Annotated in this window: 6 protein-coding genes; 1 reads left to right on the forward strand and 5 read right to left on the reverse strand. The window is 72.9% G+C overall.

From position 1 onward, the window contains the following. Nucleotides 1-51: 51 nt before the first annotated feature. Genes AC4BDD_RS13510 through AC4BDD_RS13525 form a run of 4 tightly spaced genes read right to left on the reverse strand, consistent with a single transcriptional unit; the run spans nucleotide 52 to nucleotide 5,533 of the window. The gene (locus AC4BDD_RS13510; protein ID WP_490691253.1) at nucleotides 52-1,326 is read right to left on the reverse strand and encodes a type III PLP-dependent enzyme domain-containing protein; all 1,275 of its coding nucleotides are present in this window, start codon (nucleotides 1,324-1,326) and stop codon (nucleotides 52-54) included. Next, a complete protein-coding gene (locus AC4BDD_RS13515) occupies nucleotides 1,323-4,358 on the reverse strand; it encodes an AMP-binding protein (protein ID WP_490691254.1) in 3,036 nt (1,011 codons plus the stop codon). The genes AC4BDD_RS13510 and AC4BDD_RS13515 overlap by 4 nt, the downstream gene beginning before the upstream one ends. Continuing rightward, on the reverse strand, nucleotides 4,358-4,594 hold the full coding sequence (locus AC4BDD_RS13520) for a phosphopantetheine-binding protein (protein ID WP_490691255.1): 237 nt from the start codon (nucleotides 4,592-4,594) through the stop codon (nucleotides 4,358-4,360). Before AC4BDD_RS13520 ends, AC4BDD_RS13515 begins: the two co-directional genes overlap by 1 nt. A 51-nt stretch (nucleotides 4,595-4,645) precedes the next feature. Continuing rightward, complete coding sequence (locus AC4BDD_RS13525) at nucleotides 4,646-5,533, reverse strand: ACP S-malonyltransferase (RefSeq protein ID WP_490691256.1); 888 nt, start codon at nucleotides 5,531-5,533, stop codon at nucleotides 4,646-4,648. 233 nt (nucleotides 5,534-5,766) lie between these two features. Here AC4BDD_RS13525 and AC4BDD_RS13530 point away from each other — a divergent pair, with 233 nt between their 5' ends. Next, entirely contained in the window at nucleotides 5,767-6,666 is a 900-nt protein-coding gene (locus AC4BDD_RS13530; protein WP_490691257.1) for a proline iminopeptidase-family hydrolase, read from the forward strand. 113 nt (nucleotides 6,667-6,779) lie between these two features. On the opposite strand, the gene AC4BDD_RS13535 is transcribed toward AC4BDD_RS13530, so the two are convergent. Then, nucleotides 6,780-15,062 (reverse strand): SDR family NAD(P)-dependent oxidoreductase, encoded by an 8,283-nt coding sequence (locus AC4BDD_RS13535; RefSeq protein WP_490691766.1) that lies wholly within the window; start codon nucleotides 15,060-15,062, stop codon nucleotides 6,780-6,782. Between the last annotated feature and the right edge of the window lie 13 nt (nucleotides 15,063-15,075).

Here is a 15,075-nt window from a genome sequence, read left to right on the forward strand (position 1 = left end):
TTCGTTCGTTCATCTCGTTGATCTGTTGCCGGGCACCCCGGCGTGTGACGCCTAGTCCGCGAGGCGGGTTCGGGCCGTCTCCAGCCGCGTCGCGGAGACGACCTCTCCGCCGGAGACGAGGACTTCGGCGGGGGCCGGGCGGCTGAGGAAGTGGAGCAGGCTGGCGGTGGCTCCGTAGGCGCCGGCGTTGGGGATGGCGATCAGGTCGCCCTCGGCGAGCGCGGGCACGCTGACGTTGCGGCCGAGGATGTCGCCCGGGGTGCACAGCGGGCCGACCAGGGTGGCCGTCTCGGTCTCCTGCGCCTCGGCTTCCTCGCCGTTTCCGCCGTTTTCGCCGGCGTCGCCGTCTGCGTGCTCGGTGTCCACCGTGATGGACAGCGGCAGCAGACGGCCCAGGCCCGCCATGCCGCCGAAGGTGTTGATGCCCGCGTCGAGGATGACGAACTTCCGGCCGCGGCTGGTCTTGATGTTGGTGACCGTGGTCAGCAGTTCCCCGCTGTCGCCGACCAGGTAACGGCCGGACTCACACGCGATCTCCACCTCGCCCTCGCGCCAGCCGGGGAAGTGCACGTCCAGGGTCTGCTCGAGCTCGCCGCGCAGCTTGCCGTACCGGGGGCGTTCTCCCGGCCCGGCGTACGGGGCGGCGAACCCGCCGCCGATGTCGAGGAAGCGCATGGGCAGGCCGAGTTCGTCGCGCATCCGGGCGGCCGCCTCGATGCTCTGCCGGAACTCGGAGATCAGGCTCTCCTCGTCGCGGGCGTTGCTCAGCGGGAAGAAGTGGGCGCCCACGATCCGGGTGCCGGGGACGCGCTTCAGCTCCTCGACCCCGTCGGCGAGGGTCTCGCCGTCGATGCCGAACTGGGAGGGCGTCCCGGTCATGCGGATGCTGGTGGTGGCGCTGGCGGACTCGTTGTTGACCCGCAGCAGGCAGTCGGCGACGGTGTCGTGAGCGAGGGCCACGGCACCGACCCGGCGCAGATCGCCGATGGACTCCACGGAGAAGTGCCGGATCCCGGCCCGGATCGCGTGCTCCAGCTCGGCGGCGGTCTTGCCCGGCCCGCCGTAGAGGATCTCCGCCGCCGGGAAGCCGGCCTCCAGCGCCGAGTTCAGCTCACCGGTGGAGCAGACTTCGGCACGGCAGGCGCCGTCCCCCTCGCCCAGCGCCCGGGCGATCTCCGGGTGCGGATTGGCCTTCAGCGAGTAGAAGAGGGTGAACTGCGGCGGCAGCGCGGCCCGCAGGTCCTGCCGGGCGGCACGCACCCGGTCCAGGTCGTGGACGTAGAGCGGCGAACCGAACCGCCCCACCAGTTCCTTGCGCCGGCTCATCGGGTACCCCCGCCGTTCTCCGCGGCCTTGCCGCCCAGTGCCTGGTCGACCAGCACGGCCAGCCGCTTCTTCTCGTTCTTGCCGTTGGCGGTGAGCGGGAGCTCGTCCAGCACCAGGCAGACCGCCGGGATCTTCGCGGGCTCCAGCCGCTGGGACAGCTCCTTGAGGACCACCGGCTGCCGCACGTCACCGACCACGCACAGGGCCAGGTCCCGGTCCTCGGTCGGGGCGAGCACCGCGGCCGCCCGCACGCCGGGGACGTCCATCGCCGCGGCCTCGATCTCGGTGGTGGACATCCGGGTGCCCTTGCGCTTGAACATGTCGTCGCGCCGGCCCTCGAAGTACACGAAGCCGTCGGCGTCCAGCCAGCCGTAGTCGCCGGTGTGCAGCCGCACCTCGCCGGTGCGCTCATCCCGCCGGAAGGTCCGGGCGGTCAGCTCGGGCGCCCGCCAGTAGCCGGCCATCACATGCGGCCCGGTCACCGTGATCTCGCCGACCTCGCCGGGCGGCAGCGCCACCCCGTTCTCATCCAGCACGGCCACCTGGGTCCCGGGCAGCGGGCGGCCGACGGAGTCGGGGCGCTCGTGCTCCAGGTGCGGGGGCATGATCGAGATGCGCTTGCACTCGGTGGTGCCGAACATCCGCGCCACGCTTGCGCCGGGGAAGGAGCCGCGCAGGCCCTCGATGGTCGCCTGCTGGAGCGCGGCCCCGGTGTTGGTGAACAGCCGCAGCCGGGTCTCGCCCGGGTCGCGCTCGGCGAGCCGCAGCAGCATCTGGGCCAGCGAGGGGACGGCGGGGAAGACGGTCGCGCCGTACTCCCGGATCTCGCTGAGCAGCTTGATGTCGGTCTGCCCGCCGGCGAGCGCCAGCTCGGCCCCGGCCAGGCAGGACAGCAGGATCTGGAAGAGGCCGTAGTCGAAGGAGAGCGGCAGGCGGCAGTAGACGACGTCGTCCGCGCGGTAGCCGAGCTCCTCCTGGATGGCGCGGGCGGCGAAGGTCATCTGCGCCTGCGGGCACATGACCGCCTTCGGCGCGGCGGTGGAGCCCGAGGTGTAGATGAGCACGCCCAGGTCGGACGGGGCCGCCCCGGACTCCACGGCCGCGGTGTCGGCGGCGGCGCCGGCCTCGGCGAACTCGGTCCACAGCGCCTCGACGCCGTGCACCGGCAGGCCGCTCAGCTCGCGCAGCGCGTCCACCGCCGGGGCCTCGACGACGGCGAGCCGGGGCTCGCTGTCCTCGATGACCGAGCGCAGGTGGAACTCCTTCATGGCGGGGTTGAGCGGCACCATGGCCACGCCCAGGCGGGCGCAGCCGTAGAGCATGGCGACCAGTTCGCGCCGGTTGGGCAGCTGGACCAGGATCCGGTCACCGCGGACCACGCCCTGGCCGGCCAGCCAGTGCGCGAAGGCGCGGCTGTGCCCGGCCAGTTCGCGGTAGGTCCAGGGGTCGCGGGCGTCGCGGACCGCGGGGGCGTCGGGCGTGGCGGACGCCCGCTCGTCGAGGAGTTCGTGCAGCATGCGGGCGGCGGGGGCGAACAGCTCCGCCGCGCGGGACCGCAGGCCGACCCGGTCGATCTTCCGGTTCGCGTTCAACGGCAGTTCGTCCAAGTGCTGGAAGTGTCGTGGGATGAGGTTCTGCGGGAGCCGGGACCGCAGCGCCCGGGCCAGCTCCACCGGAGTGGCGGGCCGTCCGGTGTAGAAGACGACGAGTTCGTCACCGGCGGGCAGCGGGGCGACGACGGTGGCCGCCTCCTCGACGCCGGGGCAGGCGCGGACCGCGTGGTTGATCTCGGACAGCTCGACCCGCCAGCCCTGCACCTGGACCTGGTCGTCGACCCGTCCCAGGTAGGCCAGCTCGCCGTCGGGGAAGCGGCGCACCCGGTCGCCGGTGCGGTACCAGGTGCGCGCGTCACGCTCCAGGAAGCGCCCGTGGTTGTCGTCCGGATCCAGGTATCCGGCGCACATCTGCGGTCCGGAGACGCACAGTTCGCCCTCTTCGGTGCTCACCTCGCCGTCCGGGCCCAGCAGGATGTGGTCCAGGCCGTCGTAGACCGGGCCGATGGGCACCACGCCGTTGACGCAAGTGTCCGGCGAGGTCTGCGGCGACCAGCGGTGCGTGGCGCAGGTGATGGTCAGCTCGGTGGGGCCGTAGAGGTTCTCCAGGGTGGAGCCGGACGCGGCCCGCAGCCACTCCTGGGCGTCCTCGGCACGCAGCGGCTCGCCCGCGAACAGGCTCCAGCGCAGGCCCGGCAGCGCGCCGGCGGTCAGCGCGCCGGTCTTGCGCAGCAGGGCGATGCTGCTGGGGGTGGAGAAGAAGACGGTCATCCGCTGCTCGGCGACGAACTCGGGGAACGCCCGGTACGCCTGCGCGGGCACCGGCACCACGCACGCGCCTGCGCCCCAGGCGCAGAACAGGTCGAACATCGCGCAGTCGAAGGTCAGGTCGAACGTCTGCGAGAAGACGTCCTCGGGAGTGAAGTCGTAGCGCGCGTCGAGGGTGCGGAAGTAGTGCGCGGTGGCGCCGTGCGAGATCGGCACGCCCTTGGGCCGGCCGGTCGAGCCCGAGGTGAACAGCACATAGGCGGCGTCCCCCGGTTCGGCGGGCAGCGGCCGCTCCAGGGCCACCTCGGGCCGGACGCCGCGCTCGGGCACCAGGACGGGCAGCTCCGGGCCCTGCTCGAGGATGGCGGGCAGCAGACCGGCGCCGGTCTCGTCGGTGATGATCGCCGAGACCCCGGCCGCGGTCAGCGCCTGCCGGGTGCGGGCGGCCGGGAAGCCGGGGTGCAGCGGGACGACCGCGGCGCCCGCGTACAGGGCGGCCAGGGTGCCGATGTAGGCCGTCTCGTTCTTGCTGGCCAGGATGCCGACCGCGCGGGGGCGGCCACCGGCCGCGGCGTGCAGCTCACCGGCCCAGGCGAGCGCCGAGCGGTGCGCCTGGGCATACGTCACGCCGTGGCCGGCGACCCGGAACGCGTCCCGGTCGCCGGCCACGGCCAGGCCCCGCAGGAACCGTCCGTGCAGCGTGTTCTCCATCAGGCGGCGGGCAGGGAGTCGCCGTCGCGGAGGACGCAGAGGGTCTTCCACAGCACGCCGGGGGTGGAGAAGGTCTCCACGGTCAGCGCGTCGTCGACGAACTTGACGTCGTAGCCGGCCTCCAGGGACATCAGGAGCTCGACGATGCCGAGCGAGTCCAGCCCGTGGTCGCGAAGGTCGAGGTCCGGGAGCATCGGCTCGTCGGCGGGGAGGAACGGCAGGCTCTTGCGGAGCATTTCCTCAAACTGCTGGTCCCACACGGGATTTTCCCTTCTCCTGGTTCTCGATTACTTGCGCGGCCGCATCGCGAGCCGCGGATCGACGGCCAGAACCTCGAAATTCGAAACGGTGCACTCAAGACGGCCGAAGAGGCTGTCCGGGCCGGCGACGCACACCTTGGTGACGGACATGTTCTTCAGCGTTTCCACGACGGCGGGCCAGCGGACCGGGGCCACGAAACCGTCCAGCAGCAGGGTGCGGACCCCGTCCGCACCGCGCACCACCGAGCCGTCGGAATCCGCGACAAGCGGAAGCTTCGGGTCCTGGAACGTGAAATCGGAGATGACCTCGTCGAGTGCCTTCTGGCGGAGCGCGGCGAATGCCGACGAATGCATCGGCGGCCGCATGGTGTAGAGCGGAAGGCCGCCGATCGACCTGATCCGCTGTTCCAGCCACTCGACGGAACCGGCACCCAGCGTGAGCATGTAGAAGCCGTTGTCGAGGTAGCAGGAGAAGTCGTACCACTCGCCGCGCTCGGTCAGCTCCGCGAGCACCGGCTCCAGCTTCTCCTGGGGCGCGCGCACGAAGGAGAGCGTCACCAGGTCCTGGTGCTCGGCGGCGAAGTACTCGGCGGTGCAGCGGGCCAGCCGGGCGGTCAGCCGGGCGGCGTCGGGGAAGGGCAGCGCGCCGGCGAAGGCGGTCATCGGCTTGAGGCCGAAGCTGGGCCCCGCGCACACCTCGGGCTCCTCGCCCAGGGTGTCCCGCGCCCATTCGGCCAGCGCGACGCAGTTGACGAAGAATGCGACCTGGGCGGCCTCGGAGTAGTCGTCGCCGGAGGATCGGAATCGCTCCACGACGGAATAGCCGACGGCTTCGTCGGCTTCTGCGAAAAGTCGCCGCGCCACTGGATTGACCAACATGAACTTCGCCATGTCGGCGAAGCGGTTCGGTCCCATTCCAGGAAACACAAATGCCGTACTCACCAGTATCCCGCCGTCTGCTGAAGACCTTCCCAGCCAAAGGGTGGAGGAGGGAGGTTCGGCGCGGTACCCCTACCGGCCCGGATCCAGCCCCTACCGGGGAAGTCCGGGCAGCGGGGCGGCAACGCCCTGATACGTTGCATCTCGTTTATGGCGCACGCCATGACTCTCGGCCATGACCAGTGCCTTCCGGATGGGGTGTCAGCAGGTTGTTCGCATCTCCGAGTGCCAAGGGGACCGTTCCGTATCGCGATTACCGGACCTGGTACCGGGTCACCGGCGAACTGGACAGCGGCAACCCGCCGCTGGTCGTCGCGCACGGCGGCCCCGGCAGCACCCATGACTACCTGCTGGCGCTCACCGCACTCGCCGAGCAGGGCTGGCCGATCGTCCACTACGACCAGCTCGGCAACGGCGGCTCGACCCATCTGCCTGACCGTGGCGCCGACTTCTGGACCGTCGACCTCTTCCTGGACGAGCTGGACAACCTCCTCCAGCAGCTGGGCATAGCCGACGACTACGTCTTCTTCGGCCAGTCCTGGGGCGGCATGCTCGGCGCGGAACACGCCGTCCGGCAGCCCGCCGGGCTGCGCGGGCTGATCATCGCCGACTCCCCGGCGTCGATGCCGATCTGGCGCGCGGAGGCGCTGCGGCTGCGCGGCGAGCTGCCGCCGGAGACCCAGGAGGCACTGGCCCGCCACGAGGCGGCGGGGACGTATGACAGCCAGGAGTACCAGCAGGCGATGTTCGCCTACTACCAGCGGTACGTGTGCCGGGTCGACCCGGTGCCGCCGGAGCTGGCGACCACCTTCCTCGCGCTGGCCAACGACCCGACCGTCTACCACACCATGAACGGCCCCAACGACTTCCACGTCATCGGCAGCCTGAGCGACTGGTCGGTGGTGGACCGCCTGCCGGCCATCGAGGCGCCGACGCTGCTGATCAGCGGCCGCTACGACGAGGCCACCCCGGCGACGGTGCAGCCGTTCTACGACGCCATCCCGGATGTGCGCTGGGAGATCTTCGAGGAGTCCAGTCACATGCCGCACCTGGAGGAGCCGGAGCGCTTCCTGGAGGTCATGGAGGACTTCCTCGGCTCCCTGGGCTAGGGCTTCAAGGACCGGTCGCGCGCACGGCGGCCGAGGACGCGGACGGGCCCGGACCGGTTCTCCACCGGTCCGGGCCCGCCCGCTTCCGTCAGTTCCAGCCGCTCAGGCGGGGCTCAGTCCTCGGACTCCTCCGCCTGCTCCTCCCTCTCCTCCAGGAGGAAGACGGCCATCTCGCGAGGGGTCGGGCTCTCGTAGATCAGCGCAGCGGGCAGCTCGAGACCGGTGATCTGCTCCAGCCGGTTCCGCAGCTCCACGGCGTGCAGCGAGGTGAAGCCGAGGTCCATGAAGTCGGCGTCCTCCTCGATGTCGTCGGGCGAGGCGTGCCCGAGCACCGCGGCAGTCTGGTCCAGCACCATCCCGCAGAGCTCGTCCTCCTGCTCGGCTTCGGGCAGCCCGGCCAGCCGCGCCATGAACCCGCCGGCCTCGTCCGCGGTCTCGTCCTCCGCGCCGTACGCACCGAGCAGTTCCTCGATCCCGGAACCGTCCGCACCGGCGTCCTCGGCCCGGCGCCTGCGCCAGGAGGCCAGCAGCGGCAGCGCCGCGGCCAGCGCCTGACGCGACTCGCCGGTGGCGTCCAGGGTGTCGCTGAGCGAGTCGAGGTCGCCGCGCTCCACCGCCGCCCAGAACTCCACGTCCACCGGATCGGCCGCGGCCGCCGGCTCCCCGCCCCAGGTCGCGCCGGACTCCAGCCAGAAGCGCCGCCGCTGGAAGGGGTAGGTGGGCAGGTCGACGCGGCGCGCGCCACTGCCCGCGAAGAACGCCGCCCAGTCCACGGCGGTGCCCGTCACATGGAGACGGCCCAGCGCATGGACGACCGCATGGGCCTCGGCCCGGTCCCGCCGCTGCGCCGGCACGAACGTCACGCCCTTGGCGAGCGGCAGGCAGTCCTGGGCCATCGCGGTGAGCACCCCGTCCGGGCCGAGCTCCAGGAAGGTGCGCGCCCCCGCCCCGTACAGCGCCTTGACGCCGTCGTTGAACCGCACCGCCTGCCGCACGTGCCGCACCCAGTACTCCGCCGAGCACAGCTCGTCGGCGTCCGCGAGCGCCCCGGTGACGCCTGAGACCACCGCGAGGCGCGGCGGGTGGAAGGTCAGCTCCTCGGCGACCTCGCGGAAGTCGGCCAGCATCGCGTCCATCCGCGGCGAGTGGAAGGCGTGCGAGACACGCAGCCGCTTCGTCTTGCGCCCCAGCGCCTCGAAGTGGCCGGCGACCTCGCGGACCGCGTCCTCGTCACCGGAGACCACGACCGAGTTCGGGCCGTTGATCGCGGCGATGTCCACGCCGTCGGTCAGCAGCGGACGGACCTCGTCCTCGGCTGCCTGGAGCGAGACCATCGCGCCGCCGGCCGGCAGCGCCTGCATCAACCGGCCGCGCGCGGCGACCAGCTTGGCCGCGTCCGCCAGCGACAGCACCCCGGCCACGTGCGCGGCGGTCAGCTCGCCGACGGAGTGCCCCGCGACGAAGTCCGGCCGCACCCCCCACGACTCGACCAGCCGGAACAGCGCCACCTCCACCGCGAAGAGCGCGGCCTGGGTGTGCTCGGTCCGGTCCAGCAGCTGGGGGTCGTCGAAGACATCGTGGTCGAGCCCGAGCGCCGCGCACGCCTCGTCGAAGGCGGCCGCGAAGACCGGGAAGGAGGCGCGCAGTTCACGGCCCATCCCGGCGCGCTGCGCACCCTGCCCGGTGAAGAGCACGGCGAGCTTGCCGCTGAACGCCCGCCCGGTCTCCAGCCGTTCCAGGTCGCCACCGAGCGCCACGGCACGGTGGTCGAAGGCGGTCCGCGCGGTCGCCAGCGTGAAGCCGACGTCCACCGGTTCCAGCCAGGAGGCGGCCTGGCGTACCTGCTCGATCTGGGCCTCCAGCGCCTCCGGGGTCCTGCCGGAGAGCACCCACGGCACCACCGGAAGCTCGGCCACCGCCGGCTGCGACCCGGGCTCCGCCCCGGCCTCCGGCTCGGTCTCGACAGCCACCTCGGGGGCCTGCTCCAGGACCACATGGGCGTTGGTGCCGCTGAACCCGAAGGACGACACCGCCGACCTGCGCGGACGGCCGCGCTCCGGCCACTCGCGCGCCTCGGTCAGCAGCTCCACGGCCCCGGCCGACCACTCCACATGCGGGGTCGGCTCCTCGATGTGCAGGGTCTTGGGCAGCACGCCGTGCCGCATCGCCATGACCATCTTGATCACACCGCCGACACCGGCCGCCGCCTGCGTGTGGCCGACGTTCGACTTCAGCGAACCCAGCCACAGCGGCTCGGCGCCTTCGCGCCCCTGGCCGTAGGTGGCCAGCAGCGCCTGCGCCTCGATCGGGTCGCCCAGCGTGGTGCCGGTGCCGTGCGCCTCCACCGCGTCCACGTCGCCCGGTGCCAGTCCGGCGGCATCGAGCGCCTGCCGGATGACGCGCTGCTGGGAGGGGCCGTTGGGCGCGGTGAGGCCGTTGCTCGCACCGTCCTGGTTCACCGCCGAGCCGCGCACCACCGCCAGCACCTGGTGGCCGTTGCGGCGCGCGTCCGACAGCCGCTCGACGAGCAGCATGCCGGCGCCCTCCGCCCAGCCGGTGCCGTCCGCCGACGCGGAGAACGCCTTGCACCGGCCGTCGGTGGCCAGCCCCCGCTGCCGGGAGAACTCGATGAACGACACCGGGGTCGCCATCACCGTCGCACCACCGGCCAGCGCCAGATCGCACTCACCGGCCCGCAGCGCCTGCACCGCCAGATGCAGCGCCACCAGCGAGGAGGAGCACGCCGTGTCCACCGTCACCGCCGGGCCCTCGAGGCCGAAGACGTAACTCAGCCGGCCCGACACCACGCTCCCGGAGGTGCCGGTGCCCAGGAAGCCGTCCACGCCCTCGGGGATCGAACGCAGCCCGGTCGCGTAGTCGTGGTACATCGAGCCCGCGAAGACGCCGGTGCGGCTGCCGCGCACCGAGGCCGGGTCGATCCCGGCCCGCTCGAACGCCTCCCAGGACGCCTCCAGCAGCAGCCGCTGCTGCGGGTCCATCGCCAGCGCCTCACGCGGGGAGATCCCGAAGAAGGCGGGATCGAACTCGGCCGCCTCGTGCAGGAAGCCGCCCTCGCGCACATAGCTGGTGCCCGGCTTGTCCGGGTCGGCGTCGTAGAGCCGCTCCAGGTCCCAGCCGCGGTCGGTGGGGAACGCCGACACTGCGTCCGTCCCGGAGGCGACCAGGTCCCACAGCTGCTCGGGGGAGGCGACCCCGCCCGGGTAGCGGCAGCTCATGCCGACGATCACGATCGGGTCGTCCTCGTCCGGCCCGCCGGCCGCGGCGGACCGCACTGCCACCGCACCGGCCCGCGCGGCGGCGCCCCCCAGCTCCTCGCCGAGGAACCGGGCGATGGCCGCCGCGTTCGGGTAGTCGAAGACCAGGGTCACCGGAAGCCGCAGCCCGGTCTCGGCGATCAGCCGGTTGCGCAGCTCCACCGCGGTCAGCGAGTCGAAGCCCAGCTCCCGGAACGCCCGCTCCGGCTCCACCTCGGCGCCGTAGCTGTACCCCAGCACGGCCGCCACCTCGCCGCGGACCAGGTCCAGCAGGATCGCGGCCCGCTCGGCCTCGGTGGCCCGGGACAGCCGCTCGCCCAGCGCGGAGCCGCCGCCGGAGGCGGCCCGGGCCCGGCGGACCGGGGTGCGCACCAGGCCGCGCAGCAGCGGCGGCAGCTCACCCGCCGCCCCGGCCAGGGCGCCGAGGTCCAGTCGGATGGGCACCAGCACCGGGTCGTCCATGGCCGACGCGGCGTCGAAGAGGGCCAGCGCCTGCCCGGGGGCCAGGGCCCGCACGCCGCCCCGGCCCATCCGGGCCCGATCGGCGTCGTCCAGCCGGCCCATGCCGTCGGTCTGCTCCCACAGCCCCCAGTCCAGCGAGGAGGCGGCAAGACCGGCGTCGGCCCGGTGCCGGGCCAGGGCGTCGAGGAAGGCGTTGGCGGCGGCGTAGTTGCCCTGCCCGGGTCCGCCGAACACACCGGCCGCGGAGGAGAAGAGCACGAACGCCGTCAGGTCCATCTCGCGGGTCAGCTCGTGCAGATGCCAGGCCGCGTCCACCTTCGGCCGGAAGACCGTCTCCAGCCGCTCGGGGGTCAGCGCGCCGATGACACCGTCATCCAGCACACCGGCGGTGTGCACCACACCGGTCAGCGGATGCTCGGCGGGCACGGCGGCCAGCAGCGCGGCCAGCGCCTCCCGGTCGGCGGTGTCGCAGGCCGCGATGGTCACCTCGGCGCCCAGAGCGGCGAGTTCGGTGCGCAGCTCGGCCGCGCCCGGGGCGTCCAGGCCGCGCCGGCTGGTCAGCAGCAGATGCCGCACCCCGTGCTCGGCCACCAGATGACGGGCCACCAGCGCACCGAGCGAGCCGGTACCGCCGGTGACCAGCACCGTGGCGTCACTCCCCCAGCGCGGCGCGGCCTCCTCGGCCGGGCGGGCGGCCCGCGCCAGCCGCGGCACGTACACCGCGCCCTCGCGGACGGCGATCTCGGACTCGTCCCCCGCCGCGACGGCCGCGATCAGGGCACGCGCGGAAGGCTCGTCCCCGTCCAGCTCCGCCAGCACGAAGCGGCCCGGGTTCTCCGACTGGGCCGAGCGGACCAGGCCCCGGACGGTGCTCGCGGCCAGGTCGTCCGGGCGGACCACCAGCACCAGGCGGGCATCGGCGAACCGCTCATCGAGCAGCCATTCCTGAACCAGCGACAGGGCACGCTCCGCGGCGGCCAGGGCGTCGCCCGGCACATCACCGGCCGCCGCGCGCCCGGTGCCGCACTCGGCGATCACCACGGCAGGGACCGGCGCGCCTTCGGCGAGATCGTCCCGCAGGGCCGCCAGGTCCTCGTAACGGCGGTCCACGGGGAGACCCTCGCCCGCCAGCAGCGCCCAGCCCTCGGCGGACTCTCCACCGCCACCGGCGGCCGTGGCCGGCGCGGCCACCCAATCCACGCGGAACAGAGGCTCGTTCCCGCCCGGGCGGGCCGCGGCCAGCTGCGCCGCGTCCACCGTACGCAGCGCGAGGGTGCCGATCGAGGCGACCGGGGCGCCGGCGCCGTCCGCGATGGCGAGCGACGCGCCCTCGTCCCCGGCCGACACCCGCACCCGCACCCGCAGCGTCCGCGCGCCTGTCGCCAGCAGCGACACCCCGCTCCACGCGAAGGGCAGCCGGACGGCCGTGTCGTCACCCTGACCGAGGCCAGGACCGGCCAGCACGATGGAGTGCAGCGCGGAGTCCAGCAGCGCCGGGTGCAGCCCGAACGCACCGGCCTCGGTGTCCTCCGGCAGGGCGACCTCGGCGAAGACCTCATCGCCCTTGCGCCAGGCGGCCGTCAGCCCCTGGAACGCCGGACCGTAGTCGATCCCCAGCTCGGCGAACCGCTCGTAGAGCCCGTCGACGGAGACGGTCTCGGCACCGGCCGGCGGCCACGCGGTGAGGTCGAACTCCGGCGCCGGGGCGCCGACCGCCAGCACACCGGTGGCGTGCCGGGTCCACGGCTCGTCCTCGAACCGCGAGTGGACACTCAGCTCGCGCCGCCCGGCCTCGTCCGGGTCCCCGACCAGCACCCGCAGCTCCACCGCACCCTGCTCGGGCAGGACCAGCGGTGCTTCCAGGGTCAGTTCCTCGACGAGGTCGCAGCCGACCTCGTCGGCGGCCCGGATCGCCAGCTCCACGAACGCGGTGCCGGGGAGCAGGGTCACCCCCGAGACGGCGTGGTCGGCCAGCCAGGGATGGGTCTTCAGCCCCACCCGGCCGGTGAAGAGATACCCCTCGGGCAGCGCCACCCCGGGATCCAGCAGCGTCTCGCGGTCACCGTCCAGCCAGTAGCGCTCGTGCTGGAAGGCGTACGTGGGCAGGTCGGTCCGAGCGGCGCCGGTTCCGGCGAAGAAGGCCGTCCAGTCGACGGAGTTGCCGGTGATGTGCACCCGCCCGAGAGCGGAGACCACGGCCTCCGGCTCGGACTTGTTCTTGCGCAGAGCCGCGATGAACGCCACGTCTTCGGCGTCGGGCAGGCACTCCTGCGCCATCGCCGTCAGGACCCCGCCGGGACCCAGCTCCAGGAAGGTACGCACACCCTCGGCGTGCAGGGCCGTGACCTCGTCGTGGAAGCGGACGGCCTCGCGGACGTGGCGGACCCAGTACTCGGGGGAGGTGACCTCGCCCGTCATCGCGATCTGGGGTGCCTGGAGGGTCAGCGACTCGGCGACCTTGCGGAAGTCGGCCAGCATCCCGTCCATCCGGAAGGAATGGAACGCGTGCGAGACGGTCAGCCGCTTGGTCTTCTCAAAGCAGGCTGCCACGGCAAGGACGGCGTCCTCGTCACCGGAGATCACCACGGCCTTGGGGCCGTTGACCGCCGCGATGTCCACACCATCGGTGAGGAGCGGCAGCACTTCGTCCTCGCCGGCCTGGAGCGAGACCATCGCCCCACCCGTCGGCAGCGCCTGCATCAGGCGACCCCGGGCGGCAACCAGCTTGCCCGCGTCCTGAAGCGACAGCACCCCAGCGACGTGCGCGGCGGCCAGCTCGCCGATCGAGTGCCCGCCGACGAAGTCCGGCTTCACACCCCAGGACTCGACGAGCCGGAACAGCGCCACCTCGACCGCGAACAGCGCCGCCTGGGTGTACTGGGTCTGGTTGAGCCGCTCGGCGTCGTCCAGCACCGCCGGATCCAACCCCAGCGCGCCGCACGCCTCATCGAAGGCGGCAGCAAAGACCGGGAAGGCCGCGTACAGCTCGCGGCCCATGCCGACCCGCTGCGCACCCTGGCCCGTGAAGAGCACCGCGAGCTTGCCGCCCAGCACCCGGCCCGAGACGACCTCGGAGCCGACAACAACCGCCCGGTGCTCGAACGACGCCCGGCCGGTCGCCAACGAGAAGCCGACATCCACCGGGTCGAGGTCGGCAGCCGCCCCGCGCACCCGCTCGACCTGCGCCGCCAGCGCCTCCGGCGTCTTGCCCGACACCAGCCACGGCACCACCGGCAGCTCAACGCCGCCCTCAACAGGGGCATCGCTCTCCGGCGCCTGCTCCAGAATCACATGGGCGTTGGTGCCGCTGATGCCGAACGAGGAGACGCCCGCCCGGCGCGGGCGGTCGTCCACCTGGCGCCACTCACGTGCCTCGGTGAGCAGCTCCACAGCGCCCGCCGACCAGTCCACCTGCGGCGACGGCTCATCGACATGCAGGGTCTTGGGCAGTACCCCGTGCCGCAGTGCCATGACCATCTTGATCACGCCGCCGACACCGGCGGCCGCCTGTGTGTGGCCCAGGTTGGACTTGAGCGAGCCCAGCCACAGCGGCTCGCCGCCCTCGCCCCGGCCCTGGCCGTAGGTGGCCAGCAGCGCCTGCGCCTCGATCGGGTCGCCCAGCGTGGTGCCGGTGCCGTGCGCCTCGACCGCGTCGACGTCGCCGGGCTCCAGCCGGGCGTTGGCCAGGGCCTGGCGGATGACGCGCTGCTGGGACGGGCCGTTGGGCGCGGTGAGGCCGTTGCTGGCGCCGTCCTGGTTGACGGCCGAGCCCCGGACCACCGCCAGCACCTGGTGGCCGTTGCGCTGGGCGTCGGAGAGCCGCTCCAGGAGCAGGACGCCCACGCCTTCGGCGAGTCCGGTGCCGTCGGCGGCGGCCGCGAACGGCTTGCAGCGGCCGTCCGCGGCGAGCGCCTGCTGCTGGCTGAAGTCGATGAAGGTGTTGGGGGTCACCATCACCGAGACGCCGCCGGCGAGCGCCATCTCGCACTCGCCCTGCCGCAGCGCCTGGGCCGCGAGGTGCAGGGTCACCAGCGACGACGAGCAGGCGGTGTCCACCGTGACCGCCGGGCCCTCCAGGCCGAAGACGTAGGAGAGCCGGCCGGAGAGGACGCTGCTGGAGGTGCCGGTGCCCAGGAACGCCTCGATGCCCTCGGGCACGGCCCGCACATCCGAGGCGTACTCCTTGTACATCACGCCCGCGAAGACGCCGGTGCGGCTGCCGCGCACCGAGGCCGGATCGATCCCGGCCCGCTCGAAGGCTTCCCAGGAGGTCTCCAGCAGCAGCCGCTGCTGGGGGTCCATGGCCAGCGCCTCGCGCGGGGAGATGCCGAAGAAGGACGGGTCGAAACCGGCCGCGTCGTCGACGAAGCCGCCCTCGCGCACGTAGGAGGTGCCGCGCCGCTCCCGGTGCGGGTCCCACAGCCCCTCCAGGTCCCAGCCGCGGTCGGCCGGGAAGGGGGCTATCGCGTCCCCGCCGGCCTCGAGCAGCTCCCAGAGCCGCTCGGGGCCGTCGATCCCGCCGGGGTAGCGGCAGGCCATGCCGACGATCGCGATCGGCTCGCGGGTCTTGGACTCGGCATCGTTCAGCCGCTGCCGGTACTCGTGCAGGTCGGCGGCTGCCTTCTTCAGGTACCCGCGGAGCTTGTCCTCGTTGGACATGGCCATGTTCTCG

It is taken from the genome of Streptomyces sp. JLBT605, assembly GCF_058215555.1.

What these genes read in the sequence shown, in the direction of transcription:
- AC4BDD_RS13535 (WP_490691766.1), bottom strand. Translation starts at nt 15,062, where the DNA reads ATGTCCAACGAGGACAAGCTCCGCGGGTACCTGAAGAAGGCAGCCGCC.
- AC4BDD_RS13510 (WP_490691253.1), bottom strand. Translation starts at nt 1,326, where the DNA reads ATGAGCCGGCGCAAGGAACTGGTGGGGCGGTTCGGTTCGCCGCTCTAC.
- AC4BDD_RS13515 (WP_490691254.1), bottom strand. Translation starts at nt 4,358, where the DNA reads ATGGAGAACACGCTGCACGGACGGTTCCTGCGGGGCCTGGCCGTGGCC.
- AC4BDD_RS13525 (WP_490691256.1), bottom strand. Translation starts at nt 5,533, where the DNA reads ATGGGACCGAACCGCTTCGCCGACATGGCGAAGTTCATGTTGGTCAAT.
- AC4BDD_RS13520 (WP_490691255.1), bottom strand. Translation starts at nt 4,594, where the DNA reads ATGCTCCGCAAGAGCCTGCCGTTCCTCCCCGCCGACGAGCCGATGCTC.